20 protein-coding genes and 1 pseudogene are annotated in these 24,815 nt (G+C 41.0%); 10 read left to right on the top strand and 11 right to left on the bottom strand.

Annotated features, from left to right (window positions below; translation table 11 throughout):
- Position 1: 1 nt before the first annotated feature.
- Together PSM_RS12210 and PSM_RS12205 are read right to left on the bottom strand one after the other, a co-directional pair.
- Positions 2-1,189 carry a GGDEF domain-containing protein gene (locus PSM_RS12210; protein WP_236613517.1) on the bottom strand — a complete coding sequence of 396 codons (1,188 nt, stop codon included), beginning with the start codon at positions 1,187-1,189 and terminating at the stop codon, positions 2-4.
- A gap of 255 nt (positions 1,190-1,444) precedes the next feature.
- On the bottom strand, positions 1,445-2,587 hold the full coding sequence (locus PSM_RS12205) for an alkene reductase (RefSeq protein WP_029610021.1): 1,143 nt from the start codon (positions 2,585-2,587) through the stop codon (positions 1,445-1,447).
- A 110-nt stretch (positions 2,588-2,697) separates the two neighbouring features.
- Between PSM_RS12205 and PSM_RS12200 the strand changes: the two genes are divergently transcribed.
- Positions 2,698-3,582, top strand: a complete 885-nt coding sequence (locus tag PSM_RS12200; RefSeq protein WP_013465776.1) for a LysR family transcriptional regulator — start codon at positions 2,698-2,700, stop codon at positions 3,580-3,582.
- 3 nt (positions 3,583-3,585) lie between these two features.
- Here the strand turns inward: PSM_RS12200 and PSM_RS12195 are convergent, their stop codons facing one another.
- Positions 3,586-4,854, bottom strand: a complete 1,269-nt coding sequence (locus tag PSM_RS12195; RefSeq protein ID WP_013465775.1) for a mechanosensitive ion channel family protein — start codon at positions 4,852-4,854, stop codon at positions 3,586-3,588.
- A gap of 119 nt (positions 4,855-4,973) precedes the next feature.
- Complete coding sequence (locus PSM_RS12190; protein WP_013465774.1) at positions 4,974-6,863, bottom strand: propionyl-CoA synthetase; 1,890 nt, start codon at positions 6,861-6,863, stop codon at positions 4,974-4,976.
- Positions 6,864-7,066: 203 nt separating this feature from the next.
- Here PSM_RS12190 and PSM_RS12185 point away from each other — a divergent pair, with 203 nt between their 5' ends.
- Positions 7,067-7,477, top strand: a complete 411-nt coding sequence (locus tag PSM_RS12185) for a nucleotide triphosphate diphosphatase NUDT15 (RefSeq protein WP_016900495.1) — start codon at positions 7,067-7,069, stop codon at positions 7,475-7,477.
- Here the strand turns inward: PSM_RS12185 and PSM_RS12180 are convergent.
- The gene (locus PSM_RS12180) at positions 7,474-8,235 is read right to left on the bottom strand and encodes a substrate-binding periplasmic protein (protein ID WP_013465772.1); all 762 of its coding nucleotides are present in this window, start codon (positions 8,233-8,235) and stop codon (positions 7,474-7,476) included. The two genes, PSM_RS12185 and PSM_RS12180, sit on opposite strands and share 4 nt — an antisense overlap.
- A 93-nt stretch (positions 8,236-8,328) precedes the next feature.
- The gene (locus tag PSM_RS12175; protein ID WP_013465771.1) at positions 8,329-9,327 is read right to left on the bottom strand and encodes an AraC family transcriptional regulator; all 999 of its coding nucleotides are present in this window, start codon (positions 9,325-9,327) and stop codon (positions 8,329-8,331) included.
- Between the two features lie 96 nt (positions 9,328-9,423).
- Here PSM_RS12175 and PSM_RS12170 point away from each other — a divergent pair, with 96 nt between their 5' ends.
- Together PSM_RS12170 and PSM_RS12165 are read left to right on the top strand one after the other, a co-directional pair.
- A complete protein-coding gene (locus PSM_RS12170; RefSeq protein WP_013465770.1) occupies positions 9,424-9,873 on the top strand; it encodes an SRPBCC family protein in 450 nt (149 codons plus the stop codon).
- Positions 9,863-10,687: a sterol desaturase family protein gene (locus PSM_RS12165; protein WP_008111422.1), complete on the top strand. Its 825-nt coding sequence runs from the start codon at positions 9,863-9,865 to the stop codon at positions 10,685-10,687. Before PSM_RS12170 ends, PSM_RS12165 begins: the two co-directional genes overlap by 11 nt.
- A 69-nt stretch (positions 10,688-10,756) precedes the next feature.
- Here the strand turns inward: PSM_RS12165 and PSM_RS12160 are convergent, their stop codons facing one another.
- From PSM_RS12160 to PSM_RS12150, 3 genes are all read right to left on the bottom strand, one after another.
- The gene (locus tag PSM_RS12160) at positions 10,757-12,946 is read right to left on the bottom strand and encodes a fasciclin domain-containing protein (protein ID WP_013465769.1); all 2,190 of its coding nucleotides are present in this window, start codon (positions 12,944-12,946) and stop codon (positions 10,757-10,759) included.
- A 143-nt stretch (positions 12,947-13,089) separates the two neighbouring features.
- Positions 13,090-13,473 carry a hypothetical protein gene (locus tag PSM_RS12155; protein ID WP_008111424.1) on the bottom strand — a complete coding sequence of 128 codons (384 nt, stop codon included), beginning with the start codon at positions 13,471-13,473 and terminating at the stop codon, positions 13,090-13,092.
- The gene (locus tag PSM_RS12150) at positions 13,470-13,775 is read right to left on the bottom strand and encodes a hypothetical protein (RefSeq protein WP_008111425.1); all 306 of its coding nucleotides are present in this window, start codon (positions 13,773-13,775) and stop codon (positions 13,470-13,472) included. Before PSM_RS12150 ends, PSM_RS12155 begins: the two co-directional genes overlap by 4 nt.
- A gap of 283 nt (positions 13,776-14,058) precedes the next feature.
- On the opposite strand from PSM_RS12150, the gene PSM_RS12145 reads away from it, so the two are divergent.
- Positions 14,059-14,481: a VOC family protein gene (locus PSM_RS12145; protein ID WP_013465768.1), complete on the top strand. Its 423-nt coding sequence runs from the start codon at positions 14,059-14,061 to the stop codon at positions 14,479-14,481.
- A 24-nt stretch (positions 14,482-14,505) separates the two neighbouring features.
- Here PSM_RS12145 and PSM_RS12140 read toward each other — a convergent pair whose 3' ends face one another.
- Positions 14,506-15,972: a sensor domain-containing diguanylate cyclase gene (locus tag PSM_RS12140; protein WP_013465767.1), complete on the bottom strand. Its 1,467-nt coding sequence runs from the start codon at positions 15,970-15,972 to the stop codon at positions 14,506-14,508.
- A 260-nt stretch (positions 15,973-16,232) separates the two neighbouring features.
- A complete protein-coding gene (locus PSM_RS12135) occupies positions 16,233-17,111 on the bottom strand; it encodes an AraC family transcriptional regulator (protein ID WP_041695773.1) in 879 nt (292 codons plus the stop codon).
- A gap of 183 nt (positions 17,112-17,294) precedes the next feature.
- On the opposite strand from PSM_RS12135, the gene PSM_RS12130 reads away from it, so the two are divergent.
- The 5 genes and pseudogenes from PSM_RS12130 to PSM_RS12110 all read left to right on the top strand — a co-directional run bounded on the left by PSM_RS12130 (position 17,295) and on the right by PSM_RS12110 (position 24,759).
- Entirely contained in the window at positions 17,295-18,440 is a 1,146-nt protein-coding gene (locus tag PSM_RS12130; protein ID WP_013465765.1) for an iron-containing alcohol dehydrogenase, read from the top strand.
- A gap of 189 nt (positions 18,441-18,629) precedes the next feature.
- Complete coding sequence (locus PSM_RS12125) at positions 18,630-18,956, top strand: hypothetical protein (protein WP_013465764.1); 327 nt, start codon at positions 18,630-18,632, stop codon at positions 18,954-18,956.
- Between the two features lie 178 nt (positions 18,957-19,134).
- Positions 19,135-20,387, top strand: a pseudogene (locus tag PSM_RS12120) (TolC family protein).
- Positions 20,384-21,613 carry an efflux RND transporter periplasmic adaptor subunit gene (locus PSM_RS12115; protein WP_013465761.1) on the top strand — a complete coding sequence of 410 codons (1,230 nt, stop codon included), beginning with the start codon at positions 20,384-20,386 and terminating at the stop codon, positions 21,611-21,613. The pseudogene PSM_RS12120 and the gene PSM_RS12115 overlap by 4 nt, the downstream one beginning before the upstream one ends.
- An 8-nt stretch (positions 21,614-21,621) precedes the next feature.
- A complete protein-coding gene (locus PSM_RS12110; RefSeq protein WP_013465760.1) occupies positions 21,622-24,759 on the top strand; it encodes an efflux RND transporter permease subunit in 3,138 nt (1,045 codons plus the stop codon).
- The last annotated feature ends 56 nt before the right edge of the window (positions 24,760-24,815 follow it).

Here is a 24,815-nt window from a genome sequence, read left to right as displayed (position 1 = left end):
ATTATTCGCTTACGTTGTTTCTGCCTTTCTTTTTAGCTCTATAAAGCGCTAAATCAGCATTTTTTAGAGCCTCGTCAAAGGTTTGTTTTGCCGTTCTTTGTGCTACGCCAATAGAAACAGTCACGTTCACCGTTTTATTGTCGCTTGGCTGTTTACCTTTGCGAGATTTTTTATCTGTGCGTTTTGGGTTTCTGATCACCATGTCGTAAGTTGCAATATTTTGACGCAGTGTTTCGAGTTCAGGAATTGACTGCTCAGCTGTTTTTCTTGGAAATACAACGGTAAATTCCTCTCCGCCATAACGGTAAATCTTGCCACCCCCTTTAACGCCACTCATTTTTGCTGCCACTAGCTTAAGTACTTGGTCGCCAATATCATGGCCATAGGTGTCGTTGAATTTTTTAAAGTGGTCAATATCGAGCATAGCAACAGTGTATTTTCGCCCTAATGATAGAGCAAGCTGATTAAGTGCGCGGCGCGTTGGTAAGCTCGTTAAATCGTCTCTGTAAGCTAAATAATAAGAGTCGGTACTCACCGCTAATAAATACAAAGAAGCCATAAGTACAGCAATGACAGACCAAGGAAAATCAATAATATGTTGTTGGTTAAGGCACCACACAATAAAAGTAATGAGTAACGCCGTTTGCGTCAGGTTATGTGTTCTTACGCTTTGCCAAATGAGTAAGCTGCCAATGAGCGACAGTGGTAAAGCTATGGGTAAATAAGGAAGCAGTTGAGTATAAACAGAAGGTTGTAATGATAGCCCTTGTAAATGCAGACTCAGTGCCAGCCACGCAAACGCTGCGCCGCCACATAGAATAATTAATAAGGTTCGGGTCGCAGTGTGTATTGATAAAAGTGCGCGATCTTTTATCACGGCTAACAACATTAATAAACTTGCAGCGCATAGTAAAACCCAATCAGATTGCGTTTTAAGCCAACTTGACCACGGCAAAGCATATTCAAGTGAGCATAAATAAAGTAACCAAAACGCGCACAAAATAGCGACTCGACTTCGATTAAACTGAGTGGCAAATATAGCGGTAATAATCAGTAATGGATAAACAAGATTATTAATAAGAGAGAGCTTACTTTGCCATTGGGTTTGAAATTGAGTTAATAACAAAAATAATCCACACACGGCTAAAAGACTCAAAGAAGTTGATTTAACTCCTGCTAATTTTAACAACCCATGCTCCAAAGACCGATGCCTAAAAAAATAAAAGCTTATTGTATTGATATTAAAAAATATTACTACTTTAATGCTTGTTAATTATTTAAAAACAATACTTTAAAACTAACTTTAATGCTTTTTATCGACATTTTTTAACCAAATGTATGACATTTTAGTAAATGTAAAAATAGTGAGCAGATTTAATTTAACAAGCTGGGAGACGATGTAAAAAGCGTTTAAACATTGAATAGGCCATCCATGGCCTATTAATTAATCGTTTTTGTAGCAAGGGTAGTCACTGTAACCTTGCTCAGTGCCGCCATACATAGTGGCTGTATCGGCTTCATTTAATGGCCATTGATTTTTTATGCGCGCTGGTAAATCAGGGTTTGCAATAAAAGGGCGACCAAAAGCAAATAAATCACCGTAGCCCTTAGCTAACATCGCCACCGCTTTTTCAACAGTGTACTTACCAGCGTAAATAATACGCCCAGAAAATTCAGCTCTAGCTGCTTGATAAAATTGCTCTGGTAAATCAGGGGCATTGTCCCAATCAGCTTCTGCAATTGAAAGGTAGGCAATACCGGCTTGTTCAAGTACTTTAATCGCTTCAATGTAGGTATGGTGTGGGTCTGATTCTACTAACCCTAAATAAACACGGGTTTCATCAGTACTGCTAAATAAGGGCGCAAATCTAACCCCTAAGCGCTCAGGGCCTACTACGTCACTTACTGCCGCGACAATTTCTTTTAAAAAGCGCAGGCGATTAGTAAGAGAGCCGCCGTATTCATCATCTCGTTTATTGGTGTGCTCAGAAATAAACTGATTTACTAAATACCCATTAGCACAATGCAGTTCTACGCCATCAAACCCCGCTTCTAGCGCATTACGGGCAGCTTGTGCATACATGCCAACAAGCTCTTTTACTGCATCGGTTGTTAAAGCTTGTGGTTCACTTGGGTTGGCTAAAGCGCCTTGAGCCGGTCCTGTTTCAATAAAGACTTTAACGCTATCAGCTATTAGAGCTGAGGGGGCAATAGGTTTGGCTTCATTAGGCTGTAAGCTGGTGTGTGAAACGCGGCCAACATGCCAAAGTTGAGCAAAAATAATTCCACCTTCTGCATGTACTGCATCAGTTACTTTTTTCCAACCAGCTATTTGTTGATTAGAATGAATGCCTGGTGTCCAGGCATACCCTTGTCCTCTTGGTTCAATTTGAGTGCCTTCGGTAACCATAAAACCAGCACTAGCACGCTGTGCATAATATGTGGCCATCACCTCGTTGGGGATATTGCCAGGAACTGTGCTGCGTGAGCGTGTAAGTGGCGGCATTACAATACGGTTTTTAAGTGTGTATGGGCCTAAATTGATTGATGAAAATAGACTGTCGATATTTTTACTTGGTTGACTCATTTTAATACCTTTTAAATTAATAATGCTGTTTAGCGCCAATTACAATGCTGGTGAGCATAGGGATTAAGAGGTACAATTTGAAACAATGCTTTTTTGTTTAAGATACAATTATGAATGGTATATCTCGGCTTGATATAAAACAATTACGAATATTGAGTGCATTACTTAAACTAAAAAATGTGTCGGATGTGGCGCGCAAAATGGGCTTAACCCAGCAGGCTATTAGTGAGCAGCTGCGAAAATTGCGTGACTTATTTGACGATCGGCTTTTTATTCGACAAGGCAATACAATGGTTGCAACACCTAAGGCAATTGCACTAGAGAAGCCCGTTAATCAAATATTAACTCAGGTAGAAGCGTTATTAATACCTAAACAATTTACCCCAAGTAGTTACAAGGGCGTATTTACAATAAGTGCGACTGATTACGCTATAGCAGCTCTTTTGCCACAATTATTAGAAATAACAAGACGCGAAGCGCCAGGATTAAAGCTGATTATTCGTGACTTTGCCTCTGATAATGTTAATCAATTAATAAGTGCAGGAGAGCTGGATTTATTAATTAGTTTTCCTGAATTTATCCCTGCAAACTTAATCTATGACACATTATTTGAAGAACAGCATATTTGTATTGCAGGGAAAAACACGGTGTTTTCTACATCGACGTTGAGCCTTGCTGAAGTGGCCGCACACCCTCAATTAGTGGTTTCGGCGTCCCGTGCTAACTTACGAGGCTCTCACGACCAATGGTTTGCTGATAAGGGCTATGCGCGCAATATTGTTATGTCAGTGCCTGGCTTTTCATTTGTCCCCGATTTGCTCTGCAGTACTGACTTAATTGCTTTTTACCCATCGCGTTTACTGCCAAACGCCAAAGTGAAACAGCTTGAAGTTGAATTATTACCACCGCCATTTAAGGTGATTGCAGCGTGGCATCCACGTTCAAATAACAGCGATATTCACCAGTGGTTAATAGCGCAATTAAAACGGATTTAGTGACTATTTAATTAGTTGACGAATATCGTTCCCTGTTGGTGCCTCATGGGCACGTAACGAAAAGGCGGGTAATATCGCTAATATATGGTCAAATATATCTGACTGAATATTTTCATACTCACCCCAATTAGTTGTATTGGTAAATGCATAAATCTCAATGGGTAAGCCATTTTTAGTTGGCTCTAGCTGCCTTACCATCAGTGTCATTCCCTGATGAATATGTGGGTGATGTTTTAATAGCGCGACTAAATAATGACGAAATGTGCCAACATTAGTGAGCCGACGACCATTTAACGTACAGCTCATATCTATTTTTTTCGTGGTATTTTGCTCGTTAATAGCCGGTAGGGTAATTTCGAGGTAGTGACTCAATAAATCTGCTTTTTTCAGCGCGGTGATCTCTTGCTCATCTAAAAAGCGCACACTGCTCATTTCTATATGGATACTCCGTTTTATGCGCCGCCCACCAGATTCTGACATACCGCGCCAGTTTTTAAATGAGTCAGAAATTAGCGCATAGGTTGGAATAGTGGTAATGGTTTTATCCCAATTTCTTACTTTAACTGTGGTCAAGGCTATATCAATCACATCACCATCAGCGCCGTATTTGGGCATTTCTAACCAATCACCAACCGCAAGCATATTGTTTGCTGAGAGCTGAATACCGGCCACCAGCCCTAAAATAGCGTCTTTAAACACCAGTAGCAGTACAGCCGATAGCGCACCTAAACCACTGAGTAATATTAACGGGGATTTATTCATTAATAATGAAATCGCTAAAATACCGGTTAATACGCTGGCGATCAGTTTAATTGTTTGTAAAAAACCACGTAATGGAAAGTGAGCTGCAATGGGTTGCCTGTCAGATATTGCTTGAAAAATATTGAGCATAGAGAACAGCGAGAGCAGTGCAAATAAAATGATCCACTGATCAGTAAACATCTCAATGATATGTAAAAAAGCCGTTCCTTCTGGAACCCAGAGCCTAGCTTGTATAACAACCACAGCACCTTGTAAAACAAAGGAAATATTACGTGTTAATTTAAGCGCTAAGTCGGCAGGCGTGTGGGTATCGGTTTGAACAACTTTATCACTAAAGCGGCCTTTAAGTAGTCGTTTTGAAACTGACCTTAAGATGAGGTGCAATATGAGCGCAAATAAGCCAACCCAGCACAGTACTAATATGTTGTACCATAAATGCGCACTCCCAGGAAAATAAAGACTAAACCATTGCAGTAAAAATTCTCGCAGCTGCGATCGTATTTCAGTCATTTATATTCCCAAGAGATTTATTTGCGTGAGTTTCATCTATTTAATGAAATCTAGTTAAGCAGATGGGGCGAGAAAAGTCTATTTAAGCCGCGCTTAAATAGACGTTTTAAAAATAATATTTATATTTTATTTTCAGCAAGTTGCAGAGTTAACTCCTCAAAAATACTCGGATCGTCAATGGTTGATGGAATTTGTAGTTCTTCACCATCAATAAGTTGACGTAAGTTTTTGCGTAAAATTTTACCTGAGCGTGTTTTTGGTAAGCGCTCTACACACATAATATTTTTAAGACACGCAATAGCGCCGATTTGATTACGCACGGTTTGCACCAATTGCTGCTCTACTTCTTTATGCGAACCATGAAAATCATTTTTTAATACCACCATGGCCATGGGGTTTTGACCCTTGAGCGCATCATTAACACCAAATACGGCACATTCAGCAACCGCGGGATGAGCGGCTACAATTTCTTCCATTTCACCGGTTGATAAACGATGTCCCGCGACATTAATCACATCATCGGTGCGGCCCATAATAAATAGGTAGCCATCATCATCAATATAACCGCCGTCGCCAGAAAGATAATAGCCTTCATATTCACTTAAATAACCGGCTTTAAAGCGTTCGGTATTTTGCCAAATAGTGGGTAAACATCCTGGCGGTAAAGGCAGTTTAATAACGACTGCACCTTGTTCATTGGGGGCGCATTCGTCACCATTCATATCTAAAATACGTACGTCAAACCCAGGAGTCGCAACCGTTGAACTGCCTGCTTTTGTAGGTAGGTGCTCAATGCCGACAGGATTACAGGCTATCGCCCAACCAGTTTCGGTTTGCCACCAATGATCAAGCACAGGTAGGCCTGTTTTTTCTTTGAGCCAATCGTAGGTCGGGGGATCTAAGCGCTCGCCTGCTAAAAACAAGCATTTCAGACTTGAAGTATCGTATTGTTTAAACCCATCGGCATTGGGATCTTCTTTTTTTATCGCTCTAAAGGCTGTCGGTGCGCTAAATAAAGCCGTTACTTTATACTGTTCAACCACTCGCCAAAATGCACTGGCATCTGGGGTTCTAACTGGTTTACCTTCAAATAAAATAGTGGCACAGCGGTACATAAGCGGGGCATACACTATGTAGGAATGGCCTACAACCCAACCAATATCCGAAGCGGCCCAAAACACGTCACCAGGTTTCATTCCGTATACGGTTTCCATGCTGTAATGCATGGCAACGGCATGGCCGCCATTTTCACGAACAACTCCCTTGGGAGTACCGGTTGTGCCTGACGTGTATAAAATATAAAGCGGGTGATCGCCATTTACCGGAACAGGATCAACGCCAGTAGCTGTTTGCATTGCAACAGCCCAGTCAATATCACGCTCAGGCATAAGTGGTGCAGTTACTTGTTCACGCTGATAAATAATACAATGTTCTACTTTATAAGAGGCTGATTCGAGGGCGTTATCAAGTAACTCTTTGTATTCAATTACGGTATTCACTTCCACACCGCAAGAAGCACTGAGTACTAACTTAGGCTTGGCGTCATCAATTCTTACGGCAAGCTCATGCGCTGCAAACCCGCCAAATACGACCGAATGAATAGCGCCGATGCGGGCGCAGGCTAACATACCAATTACGGCCTCGGGGATCATGGGCATATAAATAACCACGCGGTCGCCTTTTGTTACGCCTAAAGACTGCATTACTCCTGCGAATTTAGCGACCTCTTGTTGTAGTTCAAAGTAGCTGTAGCTGCGCGCGGTATTGGTTACGGGTGAGTCATAAATTAACGCTGTTTCATCACCATGGCCGGCAATAACATGCTGATCTACCGCTAAAAAGCAGCTATTAAGTTGGCCGTCGGCAAACCAGTGATATAAATCGTTTTCATCTTGTGTGTAAGCTGTTTCGGGAGCCTGGTACCAAGGGAGGCGTTTACTTTGCGATAACCAAAACGCTGCCGGGTTTTGTTTAAACTCGTTGTAGTGTTGTTTGTATTCACCTGACATAAAGGCTCCTGAGCAAAATTTAATATAACTTTATTTAAAACTAAGCGCTTTTTATCAGGAGTGATATTCGACTATGGTCGGTTAAATAATGAACGGATTGTGTGGTTTTTAGCTAACGCTATGGTTTATAAAGAACTAACGACTAGTTTGATGATTTAAATGAGGTAACATATAAAAATGATGAACTATTTAATGTGGTAATAATGAGTCAAGTTGTCAGAGTAGGCGTTGCAGTGATAGTAATGCATGATAATAAAATTTTACTCGGTGAGCGAATAGGCGCACATGGTGCAAATACCTGGGCAACCCCTGGGGGGCATTTAGAATTTGGTGAAACGGTTGAGCAATGTGCAGTGCGCGAAGTCGCTGAAGAGACTGGGCTTACTGTTACTAATATTCGTAAACTCGATTTTACCAACGATATTTTTAGCGCTGAGAACAAGCACTATATTACCTTATATGTACAGGCAAAGTATGAAGGTGGCGAGCCTGTAAATAAAGAGCCTAACAAATGTTTACAGTGGCGTTGGTGCGATATTAATAACTTACCTTCACCTTTATTTACTTCATTAAAAAATTACTTAACGCAAGGCGTTTTACCTACTCAATACTAAAGGCGCGTTGGAATAGGGAGTTGCCATTTATTTAAAATTTGTTGGTATTCACCGCTTTCTTTTATCGCGTTTAATCTATCAGTAATAATTTTCGCTGTTTGCGGGTTAAGCTGCTTACTTGCTGCAAAGTGAAGAGAAGAAGGTAGCTCATCTAAATGTATACGCTTAGTAATTAAGTTTGGGTCGAGCCCTGCTCGCTTTAACTCGTTTTCAAGGGTGAGGGTGTTAGTCACCACAAAATCGATACGATTTTTATACAGCATTCTCCATAGCTGCTGGTAGTAACTGACTAAGACTAAATTCTCACTTTCAGTAAAGCCTTGAGCTTCTAAATAAGCCTGTGCAGAATAACCGCGAATAGTGGCTACTTTGTATTCTTTGGCAAAGTTTAAGTGAATCACTTCATCGTTATGACTGCGTAAACTTACTAGGTATGCATCTGCAAAATACACTTTTCCCAGCCACTTAAACTGGCTGTTTCTGTTTGGCGTTTTTAACAGTGACAGCATGATGGCATTAGGATTGGCTTGTTGTTGTTGAAACATACGCGCCATCGGCATTATTTCAAACGTTGCTGTTAAAGCCGTGCCTTTTAATACTGCTTTAGCGATATCTACTAAGGCACCCTGCGCTTCACCTTGAGGGTTTTTAAAATGATAAGGAGGCAAATCTTCAGCGATGAAGGTAACCGGGTTTGCGTGACAGGCCGCACTATAAAAAACCAATACAAAAACAGTTAACATCATACGCAAACGCATAAATAATTGTCTTTAAAGCAATACATGAGGCTAGTGTAAATAAAATCAATAAAAAGGTACACGTTAAATGTGTGTTTTAGGTAATCAAATTGTTTAATTATTGTTTTTTATAAATTGACGAGGTGAGCATTGATACCAGCGCTTAAAGGCGCGATTAAAAGAGCTTTGATCATTAAACCCCAACATAGTTGCAATACTGCTTAGCGAATAATGAGGAATATAAGTTAACAAACGGCGTTTTTGCTCTTGCTCAAGAAGAGCGGCAAAATTGGTGTTTTCTTGCTTTAGGTGGCGTTGCACTGTGCGCGGGGTCATATTTAAAGCACTAGCCGTTCTGATCAGTGAGCAGTCCTGCAAATCGTATTTAGCCATTAAAATATGATTAATTTTTTCTGTTAATAATTGCTGACTTTTAAACTGGGATAGCTGTTGCTCTGACATTTGCTTTAGCACAGCGTTAATCTGGGAGTTATCGGTTTTAAAAGGAAGGGTTAAGTAACTACTTGGAAACTCTACTTGATTAAAGTTAGCGCCAGCTTTTACTGGGCAATTAAACCATTGCGCTAATTGTTGTAACTCACTGTCTGAAAAATGTGCTGTAAAATAAACGCAACTAGGCGAAAGCTGAGGATTAAGCAGTTGGCGTATAACACTTACCCACGCGGTCATATTTCGTAATACGGCCTGTGGACTGCACTGTGGGTCTGCTAACCAGGTTACCTTGCAAAGTGTTTGTTGCTGTTCAAACTCAGCACGCCCTATGTTAGCCACTAAACTGTCGTAGCTCAGTAATGCAGTAATGGCACTGGCTAGATTAGTACTCGATTCAATTAAATACCCAAGTACACCAAAATCAGCGGTACGTATTTGTTTTCCTAATTCAAACCCGAATAAGGAGTCATTTAGCGTTTGCTGTGCATAACTAAGCAGCGCATTATAGCTTTTTAAGCTAATACGTGGCGCTAATTGTTGTGTTTGCTTATTTGTATATTCATCAAATTCAATGGCAGTTAGTATCTCTTGGCTATCTAATCCTGTGCTTTGAAGATAATCCAAACAGCTAGAAAAGTAATGATCGGCTAAGGTTTTCATTTGTCGCCTAAAGCTAAAAAATAGTCATCTAATCGCAAGTTTGCCATGCAATATTTTTATATGCTAGAGATCTATAAAAATAATATGGGGCACACAATGATTGAGATAAACGTTAAACATAGTGTGGCAGCAACGCCTGAACAATTACGCACCTTATTATTAGCGCATGCTGATTTGGGGCGCTTTTTTAATGCGCAGTTTGAAGTGTTAACACCGCAAGACTCGGGTGAAATAAGTGGTGGAAAAGGCACCATTAGACAAATAAAAATGCAAGGTACAACATTTAAGGAGCAAATAATAACGGCCGATAATAGCCACATTTGTTACTGCATTTTAGGGGATAAACCCGTTGCACAGCACCGTGGTGATATTTACTTAAAAGCCAATAATACTCAGCCATCACTCACCGAGATCAGCTACCATATTCGTTGTATTGCGCCTTTGTGGTTACCCGACTTTATACTGGTTTTTTTTATAAAAAAAGATGTTAGCCAAGCACTTAAAAAAATAGCCAGCTATTTTCAGGAGAAAGGTCATGAGCATTGAAATTATTTTATTGGCACTGAGCCCTATTTTTTTGCTGTTTGTAGGGGTTGAGTTTATAAAATTTAGACGTTACTACGATATAAAAGACAGCTTAGCCAACGCGTTACTTGCTTTATTACATCAAGGCGCTGATGCCATTGCGTTATTATTATTAATGCCGTTTTTTTATTGGTTGTATCAGTTTCGGCTATTTGATATTGAATTGACGCTATTTACTGTATTAGGCGCTTTTTTACTGCAAGACTTTTTATACTATTGGTTTCATCGTGCATCACATCATATTCATTGGTTATGGGCCGCTCATGTAGTGCATCATAGTTCTACTAAAATGAACTTTACCACGGCATTTAGGCAAAGTTTAATGTATCCGCTGGCGGGAATGTGGCTATTTTGGTTGCCGATGATATTAATAGGCTTTGAGCCTGTGATTGTTTTTGCTGTGGTGGCACTTAATTTGGCTTATCAATTTTTTGTACACACGCAAGTGGTAAAAAAGCTCGGTTGGTTTGAAGCATTATTTAATACCCCATCGCATCATCGGGTGCACCACGCTATAAATAATGGCTACTTAGATAAAAACTTCGCTGGCGTTTTAATTATTTGGGATAAATTATTTGGCACTTATGTAGAAGAGGATGAAAACAAGCCCTGTAAATACGGCATTATTGGTCAATTAAACAGTAATAACCCGATCAAAATCACCTTTCATCAGTGGCAGTATTTATTTAAAAGTACTTACCAAGCTAAAGGATTAAAAGCCAAGTTAAACGTGTTGTTTGGCTACCCAACAAGCTCTCAAAGTAGTAATAAGTAAGCCTATTTTTATATAAAAAAGCCAGGAGCAAATAGCATCACTCCTGGCTTATCTCACAGTAAAATTTAGTTATTTGGCCGTTGTGATCACTGTATCAATTAAGTGTACAACGCCATTACTAGTGTAAATATCAGTGGTTGTTACATTGCTGCCAGCTACTTGTAGTGATGTAGCCGGTAAGCTTACTTGCCACCAAATATCGTTCACAGCTTGACCATTATTCTGACCAGCTGCCGTATCACCTGAGAAGGTATATAAAGGGCGGCCAAGGTAAGCGACTTGCATGCTGTCATCTGAGCGAGCAATCAATGATAAACCCGGAATATTTTCGATAGACTCCGCAGTGCCTAACACGGGTGGCCACGTTGTTGCACAAGCTGCTTCACATACGCTCATTGCCTCACCTAAGTCGTTATCAAATACATACACGGTTTTACCTGGTATTGCGTTGGCCATACCTGTTACCAAACGATTATTTGTTGCATCATAAGCTACGCTGTCTGTTGCTGTATTTTCGGTACTGGTAAAATCTACCACGTTTACGCTTAGCATATTATCAGCAAGTGTAGTGACCATTTTACCATTGGCTGCAAATGCATCGGTACTTCCAACTTGAGCGCCTAATACATGTTGAGTCAGAACACCTGTTAGTGCAGCGGTGTCAGCCAATAAGGCATCTAAATCAGCGGAAGGGATTTTACTAAATGCCGCATTTGTTGGTGCAAATACAGTAAATGATTGAGTGGTATCGTTAAACGTATCAACTAACCCTGCTGCTTGCAGTGCAGTTACTAATGTAGATAATGCAGGCGTTTCTGTGGCAACTGTTGCAATAGTTTTAGTCGGTGTGCCGACTTCAGCCGGTGGCATAATCACTTTATTTAATACATGAATAACGCCGTTGCTAGCGGTTACATTTGCCTCTGTGATTGCCGAATCATTGATAAATAGCGAGCTATTTACATAAGAAATAGCAGCCATGTCGCCATTGGCCATTTCTACTTTGTTACTATTGCTATTAGCAATGGCTACAGCGTCATCAGATAAAACAGTGGCGTCAGGGAATACATGGTAAAGCAAGATATCACGAAGTGTATCTGTATCAGCTAACAGCGCATTAATTGTATCCTGACCGAGCGCTGCAAATGCATCATCCGTAGGAGCAAATACACTAAAAGTGTTATATGGATCAGCAACTAACGTATCTAAGCCTGTTGCCGTTAGCGCAGCAAGAAGTGTAGTAAAGTTACCATTTGCACTGGCTATATCAGCAATTGTTCCTGCGCTTTGCGGTAAGGTTACATCAGAAATAATAACCGAATCGATTACATGGATAACACCATTAGAAGTCATAATATCTTTAACAATGATGTTTGCACCGCCAAACGACAACATATTTGTATCTGCGTTTATCGCAATTGGAAGTGTATTGCCTAATAGCGTTTCAGCTGATTGGCCGTTTAAAGACATTGCAGTGACTGAATCAACTGACCCAACAAGTACATGCTGCTTTAAAACATCCGCTAAAACGGTTGGGTTTGCCAGCAGTGTATTTAAAAAACCATTACCAATTGCTTCAAATGCAGCGTCGGTAGGCGCAAAAACGGTGAACTCTTTCGACGTATCCGCCAGTGCCGATGTTAAGCCTGCAGCGTCAAGTGCGGCAAGCAAAGTACTAAAGTCGCCTGCTTGTTGAGCTGTTTCAACAATATTGTTGGTTGGCGGTGTTTCTGACACTGTTTTGGGGGTAAGTACTGCGTCAATAACATGAATAATACCGTTGTCGGTTTTAATGTCGGTCATTGTTACCGTGCTGGTATTAACTAATAAGCTTTCACCATTTAAAGACAGTGCAATACTTTGTCCGTTTACCGTTTCAACGGTTGACCCAGCCAAACCAATTGCTGCTTGCGCATCTACTCTGCCAGAGATCACATGGTAAGTTAAAATTGAGCTTAAAGTATCAGGATCAGCTAATAAATTATTGATAGTTTCTTCACCTAATAACGCAAATGCATCATCTGTAGGAGCAAAAACGGTATAGCTGTTAGTTAAGTCGTCTAGTGTTTCATCTAGACCTGTTGCTTCTAAAGCTGCAACAAGGGTAGTGAATTCTCCAGAGTCCTGTGCGGCATCAAAAACAGAAACGGCTGGTTGTGGATCTACAGTGACAGGGGCGTTGTTATCATCGTCGCTACTACAACCTTGAATGAGTAACAAGGGAAGTATGATAGCACCGAGCTTAAATACTTTATTCATAATTTTTCCTTTAATTGAATGTTACAGTGTTACAGCTTTGTGAACTCTACGTAGCCAAGCTCTGTATTGAACAAAAAAAGGAGCGTTATTTTTGTACGATTTAATAGGTGTAAGATTTAATTGAACTTTTATTCAAGTAAGTCTTAAATTTTAGTTTTTTTACTGCGAGGCGCACCCAGTAAAATAAAAAGGTGGCAAATACACACTGATAAAAATGCACTAATTCCCAAAGCGCCACCAAAGCCATCAAGAATGGGAACCAAATAGGCAAAAAACAATGAAAATATAATTGCTGAACTGGCAAGCGTATAAACACCAAAGCGGTGAGGGGCGCTCATGCCAATAAAGGTGCCGCCAAAAAAAACGATACTATAGAGTTCTGCGTTGAGGCTCAGCTGTGCAAAAATCAGATAGGCAATAATTGAGAGTGCAGCGGAGGCTCTTATAGCATCAAAGCGGTTATGCTTTGCTAAATAAAAGGTAAAAAAAGCACCAGCCAAGGCTAATACTGGGTATGTAATAGTCATATCAGTAATCCTTTAGCTAAAACAAACAGGGCTACACTGGCAAATGCAATACTGCCTAATCGTCCGCCAAATCCTGCAAATACATTAAGTGTTAGTGTATATAAAACAGCGCCAATGGCAGAAATAATAGCGATTTCCCAATAGTTGCTAATTAAGCTGGTGGAACACATACCGGCAAAACTACCTGCATAAATGGAGGCATAAGGGTGGTTTTGATAACGTGCAGGAAACGGAATAAATGAGCCGATGAGGCCTGTTAAAGCAGCAGACACAACAATAGGTAATGCCAATGTGGTATGCATTATAAAGCACGACAAGCAGCCGATAAAAAAGGTGATGAATTTTAAAAGTATGAATTTAGTCATAAGGCGCACATCATAAAGGTTCAGTTTTAGCTTTAATAGTTAAAATCGACGATTTAAGACTAAAAGCGATATATGACTTCCAAAAGAGCAAATAACCGTGGCTTTAAATTAAATGTACGCAATGAATGACTAAAAATAATGCCATTAATGTTCTATAAATTACAAATTATGTATAATGCAGCATATTTCATATATTAAAAGTTATAACCTAAGGTAATTTATGTCTAACTGTTTGCATTTGGCTATTCCAGCTGGTGATCTTGAAAAAGCGAAAGCGTTTTATTGTGACGTGCTTGGTTGTAAAACGGGTAATAGTGAAGCTGGGCGATGGGTAGACATTGATTTTTGGGGTAACGAGTTAACGCTTCATCAAAGCACAGAGCGCTTACCAACAGTGCGTCATGATGTTGATATGGGCGCAGTAGCTGTACCGCATTTTGGTATTCACTTATCTGAAGATGAATTTCAGGCGTTAAAAACTCGGATTGCGGCTGCTGGCCTTGAATATTTAGATAAGCCTTACCGCCGTTTTGTAGGTGATGAATTTGAGCAAGAAACTTTTTTTATTGAAGATCCAAATGGTAACGTTTTAGAAATGAAAACTATGGTAAACCCAGAAGTATTATTCAAAAAAGACGAGTAATGATTATGCGCCTAAACGATTACTTTAGGCGTTTTCTCTTGTGTAGGTTTGCTTAGCCTGCGCTTTTCGTAATGACTTTTTTTGATACATTGCTTCATCACCGGCTTTTAAAACCTCATCTAAATTTTTAGGCGCTTCGCTATAGTTTATTTGCCCTACGCTTGCGTAAATAGCGATGGTGTTGCCTTGGTGTTCTAAGCTAAGCGCATTTAATTTTTGTTCAAGGGTCGCAACTCGCTGGTTAATTTTATCTTTGCTGGTAAATAATGCCATAGCCACAAACTCATCTCCGCCTAAGCGGCCAACTGCGTCTTCACTGCGCATATGCTGACTAATTGACTCTGCCACCGTACAGAGTACTTTATCGCCAACATCATGGCCGTAGGTATCATTTATTGCTTTAAATCGGTCTAAATCGATATATAAAAAACACAACACGCCACCACGTTGAGCGTGTTTTTTTAATAACTCATTGGCTTTTAAACTCCAGCCTCGGCGGTTATAAATATGACAAAGATGATCGTAATTAGCATGCTGTTCAGCCTGTTTTTTAGCATAACTGAGTCGTTGAATTCGCCTACCAACTGCAATAGCAAGAAGCAGAGATTCAATCGTAAAAGCAATCACAAACCCATAACGCTGTATAAAAGGACTGTATTCGGTTAGTAACACTCTAAATATCATGCTGATAAATACACAGCTTAAGGCAATAAATACCAAGCTGGCTTCGTTAACGCCTTGTTTAGCTTGCACAGCTGAGAGTATAAAAATGGTCATCACAATCAGTAGTGACAAATAGCCAGTAACGATTGTGGTGATATTAGTAATAGCGGGTAAATCTAAAGCTATTTTTTGTAAGCACAAAGTCAGTACACATAACGCGGTAATTTTTAATGCATAACTTAATTTGCGCCAATACTCAGGTAGCTCTAATAGTGCGCTCATAAACCAAGTAGCACTGACTATAGTTAAACCAATGCTTAATGTATAAAGGTGGCTGATATATGCAGAAAAGTAGCCATTGGTAAATAAATAGGGCTGGCCTTCTTGTAAAAAAATAAAGCTAGCGATACAAAAAAGATAGAGGCCATACAGTTTAAAAATAGCGTCTTTAATGCCATAACCTATTATTAAAGCATAAAAAATAAGCGTTGCGCATAATCCATAAAACACCCCAAATATTAAATTGTACAACTGCACCTTTTCAATAAACTGCTGTGAGTCTAGCCAAGTAAACCGGGGATTATAGCTGGCAGTAGTGGTTAAAGTTAGCTTTGCATTAAAGCTGCCTTGTTCCATTAAAATAGCCATTTGATTTGTTTTTAAAGGGGCTTTTAATTGGTTATTTTGTTGCCACGAAAAACTTTCAAGTGCAGGGCGAGTAAACGTAAAAACACCGCTTTGGTTTAGCGTACATACCAACTCAAATTGGTTAATGCCTTTTTCTAGTTTTATGTCTGCAGCAATACCTTGCGATAAGGGAATGGACACACTGTTTGTAATAGATTTTAAATTGCAGCTATCTTTTGCAATAGCTGTATTGCAGATAAGAAAAATAAAAAATAAAGCACCGCAAAGTTTAATACATAAGGAGGTGGTTGTATGTAAGTGCTTCCTTATTGTTACGGTGTTATTGAGCATAGTAGGGTTATAAAAATGGCAGTTACCCTATATTAACAAAGCGTGTTATCTTTGCTAGTAAAAGTTAATAATAAAGTTTGATATAGCGCATGAATGGGTAAATCTTATTTTTATAACTGTATTTCACTCGGAGTTTTATTAAAGTGGCGTTTAAACTCACGGCTAAACTGTGATGCACTGGTGTAACCTACCTTAAAAGCAGCTTCATTTGCTTTGCTGCCCGCTGTGGTAATTAACTCTTTTGCTTTAGCTAAACGTACTTTTTTTAAGTATTGTAAGGGAGATTCAAACGTTACCTGTCTAAATGCACGATGAAAAGAGGATACGCTCATATTTACCTCTTCTGCTAAACCTTCAACAGTAATAGGGTTTGCATAGTCCTGATGCATCGTTGCTAGTGTGCGAGCTATACGCGCATAATGGCCATCATGCATAGCTAGGCCTATTAAAGTATTCCCTTGGGGGCCGCAAAGGACACGATACACTAGCTCTTTTACTATATCTTCGCCGAATACCTCAGCCTCAAGTGGATTATTTAAAACCGTTAGTAACCTACATGTTACCTGCTCCATTGCGCAGTCTAGCTTTGCTGATTGTACTGCGCCAATGTGCGCGCTGGAGACAGATAAAGGCTGGTGCTGCATCATCTGATTAACCAGTTTGTGCAACATGACAGGGTTTATATCTATAGCTATGCCCATAACCGGTAAGTCATTATCGGTAAACGCTTCACACTCTAATGGGACCGGTACACCTAGTACCAAGTAATCACCTTCGCCGTATTTTATTTGATGTTCTGGGAAATGAATTATTTTATGGCCTTGGCCAACCACGATTATGCCTGAATTATAAATAAGCGGCTGGCGCGGTGAACTTTTGGTAGCGCGATGAAAATACACCCCAGGAATAATTGTTTCCATGGTGCCCTCAAAGCTTAGTAAATTATTGTACTCGGCGTATTGTTGCAACATTTTGGCTATGATGGGCATAAAAGTATCTGTAATTAAAATATTTTGCGTAAAATAACAGTGCTGGTAGTTTTAGGCAAGCTTTAGGCAGTTATTGGGCTTTTTATATATTAACTTTGCTACTAATATGCATCCATCAAAGCTTTACTTGATATGTGACTAAGTAAAGCATTATGAAATTAACCGTCACCTAGGAGCAAAATAATGAAATTTAGCTACGTAAATCCCACTCTCATCCAATTTGGCCAACAGCAAATTGCCGCACTTAGCGACTTGATCGCAAAAGATCAAAAAGTATTAGTTGTTTATGGCGGCGGCTCAATTAAAAAGAACGGCGTGTATGACCAAGTTGCTGCTGCACTTGAAGGTTTTGATTGGGTCGAATTCTCGGGCGTGGGTGCTAACCCAACAATTGAAGTACTTGACCAAGCGGTTAAAATTTGTAAAGAACAAGATATCGACTTTGTATTAGGTGTCGGCGGCGGCTCTGTAATAGACGGCGTTAAATACATTGCGGCTTCTGCAGTATACGACGGCGAAGGTTGGGACATTCCTACTGGTAAGCATACAATTACTAGCGCATTACCAATTGGTGCCGTATTAACGCTACCAGCTACAGGTTCTGAATCTAATCAAAACTCAGTGGTAAGCAAAGAAGCGACTAAGCAAAAATTGCCGTTTGCTTCACCAGAGGTACTGCCTAAATTTGCGATTATGGATCCTGATGTAATGAAAACATTACCACAGCGCCAGCTTGTAAATGGCTTAGTTGATGCGTGGGTGCATACTTGTGAGCAATACCTTACGTTCCCTGAAGGCGCATTGGTACAAGAAGGATACGCAGAGGCACTGTTAAAAACGCTCAAAACACTGGGCGATAACTTTGAAAACCAAGACGATGCATGGCGTGCAAACCTTATGTGGGCAGCTAACCAAGCACTTAATGGCTTAATTGGTTCTGGCGTATCGCAAGATTGGGCAACCCACATGATTGGTCATGAGCTTACTGCTGCCTATGGTGTTGACCATGCGCGTTCGCTTGCTATTGTTCAGCCTTCTTTATTGCGCAATCAATTTGCAGTTAAAAAAGCGAAACTAGAGCAAATGGGTAAAAACGTATTTGGCCTTGAGCAAACAGACGATTTAGCGGAGCAAACAATTCAAGCGATTGAAGCGTTTTACCACAGCCTTGAGGTTGCAACACAGCTAACTGAACATGGTGATGATAAAGCGGCTGCCATTGATAATATTATTGGCAAACTAGAAGCACATGGCATGGTTGCCCTTGGTGAAAACCAAGCGATTACGCTAAAAGAAAGCCGTGAAATTTTAGAACACGCGGTTGCTTAAGCGTTAATTTTAAAAAACCACTGGCTGTTAAAGCCGGTGGTTTTTTGTTTTATAGTTAACCTCAGTAAACGCAATTGGCGCCATTAATTGATAAAAAGCCCTTTATTGTCGTTTGTCGCTAATATACTATGTGGCTTCAATTGGTTAGGTTTATTTAAGTCAATTTTAGGCTGAGAAGATAGCTAAATTATGCGCTCAAATCGTTTGTTAATGGTCATGTTACTCGTGCTTGTGCACAGCTTTATAAGTTGTGATGGCGCTGCATACCATTTACAAGAAGACGTTGAGCATGTAAGTAACGCATTATCACAAAACACTATAACCGCTGATAATGACCAAGGACAAAGCGATAATCAGCCACCGGTTGAGATTCATGCACACCAACATTGTCACTGTGGCTATTACAGCACACTTAGTCACGCTATTATTCCTCAACAAAGTAAACCCTCAGTACTTGTGTATTACCATGGTTTAAATTATCCACCTGATGTACCCCCACCGAATTCATTTAGCTAGTTTTTAATTTAATTTAATTTCAATTAATTATTGTGCTTTTAGCTGCCTGCGCGTAAGCGTTCTATGGGCTGTTATAGGCATGTTTAAATTGCTAACTATTTTACACTGTCGCTATTTTTAGCGTAGGTTGTCAATGGTTTGCAAGTGAACTCTGTTTATTAAAAAACGGACAAGCTATATGAATAAAAAACCAATTATGCTGGTGGTGATGCTGTGCGCGCTACCTGCTTTTAGTGCGTTTGCAAATGTTAAAACGTTAACCCTAAAACAAGCGTTGATAAATACCGAGCAACAAAATCCGCTATTAAGCGCTATCCTTATCATCAAAAAATACTCAGCGCGCTTAAATCTCAAGCGGCGCTTTCGCCTAATCCTGTCTTAAATGTAGAAGCCGAAAACCTATTAGGAACTAACGATGCGCGTGGTGTGCAAGGGGCTGAAATAACCTTGTCATTTAGCCAGCTTATAGAGCTTGGAGATAAACGCCAAAGCCGTATAAATTACGCAACGGCGAACATTAAAGCCCAAGCAATACAATATCAAAATACTCGGTTAGCTTTATTAGCAACCACTGGTGAGCGATATTACGAGGCGCTTAAATTTCAAACCTTACTTACGCTTAACAGCGAACGACAACACGTGGTGAGCCAAGCTCTCAAAGCAATAAAGCAACGGGCTAACGCTGGCGCTGTATCGCAAGCCGATGTAACCCGTATGCGTTATGCGCTAAGCCAAGTTGAGCTTGAGAAAGCTAAGCTAAATAGCGAATTTGAGCGAGCGCGTTTATCGCTCAATGAGCTGTGGAATGAGCAACATGACTACACGAATTTCGCAGGAAATATGGCTACCTTAATACCGCTTAAATCTGAGCAAGCGTTACTCAATGCAGTTAACCAAGCGCCTGAGTTTGCCATGTTGCAGCAACAATACTTACAGCAAGCGGCCAACTTAACGCTGCAAAAAGCTAACGGGCAAAGCGACATTAATGTAGGTGCGGGCCTGCGCTACAATCAGCAAAGCGATACCAGTTCGTTGCTGTTTTCGTTTTCTATGCCATTGCAATTGAGTAACCCAAATAGCGGTAATTTTGAAGCGGCTAACAGTCAGTTGGCATTGTTACGTGAGCAGCAAGGGCAATTACGGGTTCAGTTACGCCAACAAGTTCGTACCTTGTACGCCTATTACCAAGGCAAAACGTTACAGGCGCAGTTGCTATCAGAGCAGGTTATTCCACAAGCCCAAACACTCATTGAGCAAAGTTTAAAAAGCTATCAACGCGGACAAATTTCGGTGTTGCAATTGCTCGATGCTCAACAAGCTCTATTTGACTCTAAACGCGCACTTATCAATACCTATGCAGCGCTATATCAAACGCACCTTACTCTTGAGCGTTTAACTGGCCAATCTTTAACTGGGACTTTTCAATCATGAACAACACGTTTATCGCACTATTAATATTTCTTTCGTTTACAACGAGCGTTATAAGTACACATGTATTTGCCTCAGCAGAGCATGGGCAAATGCAGCAATCCCAAAAACAAGGTGCCCATGGCGGCTTTTTATTAACTAACGCAAAGCTCACTCTTGAGTTAAAGCTGCGAGAATTGGCAGGTAAAGTTGAGCTGCGCGTATATGGTTATGAGCAAAATCAGCCGATAGATATAAACGATTTAAGCATCGAAATGAACTTAAAACGATTAGTAGAAGCGCCGCAAAAAATACAATTTACGCGTGAGAATGAGTACCTTGTTAGCACGCAACCCATAAATGAGCCACATTCGTTTTCGCTTTTCATTACTGCCAATTATAAAGGTGAACACGTTAGTTTTGAGTACACCCAACACGAAGGCCGCACTGTGCTTAGTGAGCGAGCGATTAAAGGTGCGGGTATTGAAACGCAGATAGCACAAAGTGGCGAAGTTGATATTTATGACACGCTGTTTGGTGTTATTGCACCGACACAGCACGGCACAGTAGAAGTGATGGCGCCATATACCGGATTGATCAGCGATATTTTTGTCAGCATTGGTCAAACGGTTCAAAAAGGTGAGGTACTGGCCAGTGTCACCAACCGTGAAACATTACAAAACTACAGTATTAAAAGCCCCATTAGCGGTGTGGTAACCGAGCAATATTTAAAGCGTGGCGAACTGGCAAGTACTCGCGCGTTAATGCAGGTCGTGAATCTTGATAAAGTATGGGTTGAGCTCTCAGCCTTTCCTGAAAACATCGAAAATCTAGCCATTGGTCAAAGTGCCACGGTGTACGATTTACATCACCATTTAAATGCCCAAGGTAAGGTGTTTTTTATAGCGCCTATGATGACCGGCGGGCACATTGCACGTGCCCGTATAGCGCTTAATAACCCAGATGGTCATTGGCGCCCAGGTATGCATGTTAATACTGATGTCAGTATCGATAAGGTTAATGCTCGCGTGCGTGTAAAGCCTGAGGCTATTCAAGAGTTTAACGGCATGGCGAGTGTGTTTGTGCGTAAAAATAATGTGTTTGAAGTACGCCCGGTTACTTTAGGCGCAAAAAATAGCGAGTGGGTTGAAGTCATCGCAGGTTTAAGCCCCGGTAGTGAGTACGTCACTGTCAATAGCTATGTGATCAAAGCCGATATTTTAAAAAGCGGCGCAAGTCACGCTCACTAGGAGGTACCATGATTAACTGGATTGTTTCTTTTGCGGTTAAACGCCGCATGATGGTGCTTGCGCTAACATTTTTATTTGCTGGGTTTGGTGTGTATAACATCCAAAACTTAGCGGTAGATGCTGTCCCCGATATTACCAACGTGCAAGTGCAAATTAATACTAAAGCGCCTGGTTTTACACCGCTTGAAGTCGAACAGCGTATCACTTACTTAGTCGAAACGGCGATGGCGGGTATTCCTAAGCTTGATTACACACGTTCGCTTTCTCGCTATGGGCTTTCTCAAGTAACCGTTATTTTTGATGAAGGCACCGATATTTATTGGGCGCGTCAGCAAATTGGTGAACGGATTCAAAGTATTCGCGCCGATTTACCTAATAATATTGAGCCAAACCTTGGACCTATTGCCAGTGGTTTAGGTGAAATATTTACCTACAGCGTGCATGCAAAGCCCAATGCGTTAAAAAGTGATGGTACGGCGTATAACGCCGAAGACTTACGTACTTTGCAAGATTGGGTTATTCGTCCGCAGCTTTTAAAAGTAAAAGGCGTAACCGAAATAAACAGCCAAGGTGGCTTTGAGCGCCAGTACCAGGTTGCGCCCATGCCAGAAAAGCTCATTGCTTATAAGCTGACAATCAAGGATGTTATTAGTGCACTTGAGCTTAATAACAGCAACCGTGGTGCTGGTTATATAGAGCGCTTTGACGGCCAATATTTAGTGCGCTCGCCAGGGCAATTAAAAACCTTAGCCGATATAGCAAACACCGTTATCGCCAAGCGAGATGATACCCCTGTGCGAATTAAAGACGTGGCAAATGTGTATTTAGGAAAAGAGCTCAGAACCGGCGCGGCTACCTATAATGGCGAAGAAACCGTACTAGGCACGGCAATGATGCTAATAGGTGAAAACAGCCGTGTGGTTGCCAAAGCCATGGCTGATAAGTTGATAGAGGTACAAAAAAGCTTACCTGCAGGGGTTATCGTTGAGCCTGTCTATGACCGTACCAACCTGGTTGATAAAACCATTGCCACAGTTCAAAAAAATCTGTTTGAAGGGGCGGTATTAGTTATCGTCATTTTACTGTTATTGCTCGGGAACATCACTGGTGCGCTTATTACCGCCATGGTTATTCCGCTGAGTATGCTATTTGCTATTACTGGTATGGTGGGCAATCGAGTCTCGGGTAACTTAATGAGCTTAGGCGCAATCGATTTTGGATTAATTGTAGATGGCGCGGTGATTGTGGTTGAAAACTGCCTTCGTCAATTAGGGATGGCTCAACATAAACACGGGCGCTTACTTACACTCAGTGAGCGTTTAAAAGTTGTCACTTCAGCCACCAAAGAAGTGTTTAGCCCCGCCGTATTTGGTATTTTAATTATTATGTTGGTATATTTACCGCTATTTGCGCTCAGTGGTGTTGAGGGCAAAATGTTTCAGCCTATGGCGTTTACTGTGGTTGCCGCGTTAATAGGTGCACTCATTTTTGCTGTCACCTTTGTGCCAGCGGCTATTGCCGTATTTGTGCGTGGTAAAGTAGATGAAAGCGAAAACGCAGTAATGCGTGGCGTTAAAAAAATCTACAAGCCACTGCTTAACTTATCGCTTAAATTACCGTGGCTGATGGTGAGCATTGCGACGGTTTTAGTACTAGTGCTTGGCTTTAAAGTTAAAAATATGGGCGCCGAATTTTTACCTCAGCTTGATGAAGGTGACATTGCAATGCATGCGCTGCGTATTACTGGCACCGGTATTGAACAATCGGTGCAAATGCAAAAGCAGTTGGAGCAGGCTTTATTAGCACAACCCGAAATTGCGAACGTATTTTCGAAGATTGGTACTGCGGATGTAGCCAGCGATCCTATGCCGCCAAATGTTGCCGACACCTTTTTAATGTTAAAGCCGTCCGAGCAATGGCCAAACCCATCACTGAGTAAAGACGCGTTAGTGCAGCAAATTCGTCATCGCGTGAATGAGGTACCGGGTAATAACTATGAATTTACCCAGCCTATAGAAATGCGCTTTAACGAGTTAATTGCTGGTGTGCGTGCCGATGTAGCGCTGCGTATTTACGGTGACGATTTAGCCATACTTAAGCAGTTTGGCGAAAAAGCCACTGGTTTAATGCGAAATATTACCGGTGCTACTGATGTTCGTTTAGAACAAATACAGGGGCTGCCTACACTTTCTGTTACTCCAATGCGAGACCACATGGCGTTATTAGGATTAACTGTAAACGACATTCAACAAACGCTTGCCGCTGCCGTTGGTGGGGTGCAAACAGGGCTCATTTATGAGGGTGATAAGCGCTTTTCGTTACTAGTACGCTTAGATAAGCGTTGGTCTGATGATGTCTCTGCGCTTGCGCGTTTACCTATTGCATTACCTCAAAGTAGTAACCCTGAGCTTGCATTTGTACCGCTTGGAGAAGTGGCTACAATCAGCATTGAAAAAGGGCCGAATCAAATAAACCGCGAAAGTGGTAAGCGTAATGTGGTAGTAACGGCCAATGTAGCGGGGCGCGATTTAGCAAGCTTTGTCAGTGATGCCCAAGCGAAAATGAACGCACAACTTAACCTACCTAGCGGTTACTGGCTTGAATACGGCGGTACGTTTGAGCAATTACAATCGGCGAGTAAACGTTTGTCGTTGGTTGTGCCTGTGACTTTATTGCTTATTTTTGGCTTACTTTATAGTGCTTTTGGCTCGCTGCGTGATTCACTCATTATATTCAGCGGTGTACCTCTGGCACTGACCGGTGGGGTATTGGCGTTATTGCTACGAGATATGCCGCTTTCTATTTCAGCGGGTGTGGGTTTTATTGCCCTAAGTGGTGTTGCGGTATTAAACGGTGTAGTGATGTTGTCGTTTATTAAGCAGTTACGAAACGAAGGGTTAAGTTTATACCATGCAATACACAGCGGCGCATTACAGCGATTACGCCCCGTGCTGATGACCGCGCTTGTGGCAAGTTTAGGCTTTATACCTATGGCGCTCAATACCGGTACCGGCTCTGAGGTGCAAAGGCCATTAGCAACCGTGGTTGTAGGCGGTATTATGTCATCTACCTTACTAACGCTATTAATTTTGCCAGCACTTTATAAGTTAGTGCATACAAAATTTAAAAAGCAGCAAACAGCTTAACTAATTACCAATTAGGTAATAACGTAAAAAGCAGCTGAAGTGTCAGCTGCTTTTTC

Source organism: Pseudoalteromonas sp. SM9913 (assembly GCF_000184065.1).
Classification (GTDB): Bacteria; Pseudomonadota; Gammaproteobacteria; order Enterobacterales; family Alteromonadaceae; genus Pseudoalteromonas; species Pseudoalteromonas tetraodonis.
This window is presented reverse-complemented; position numbering and strand designations above follow the sequence as displayed.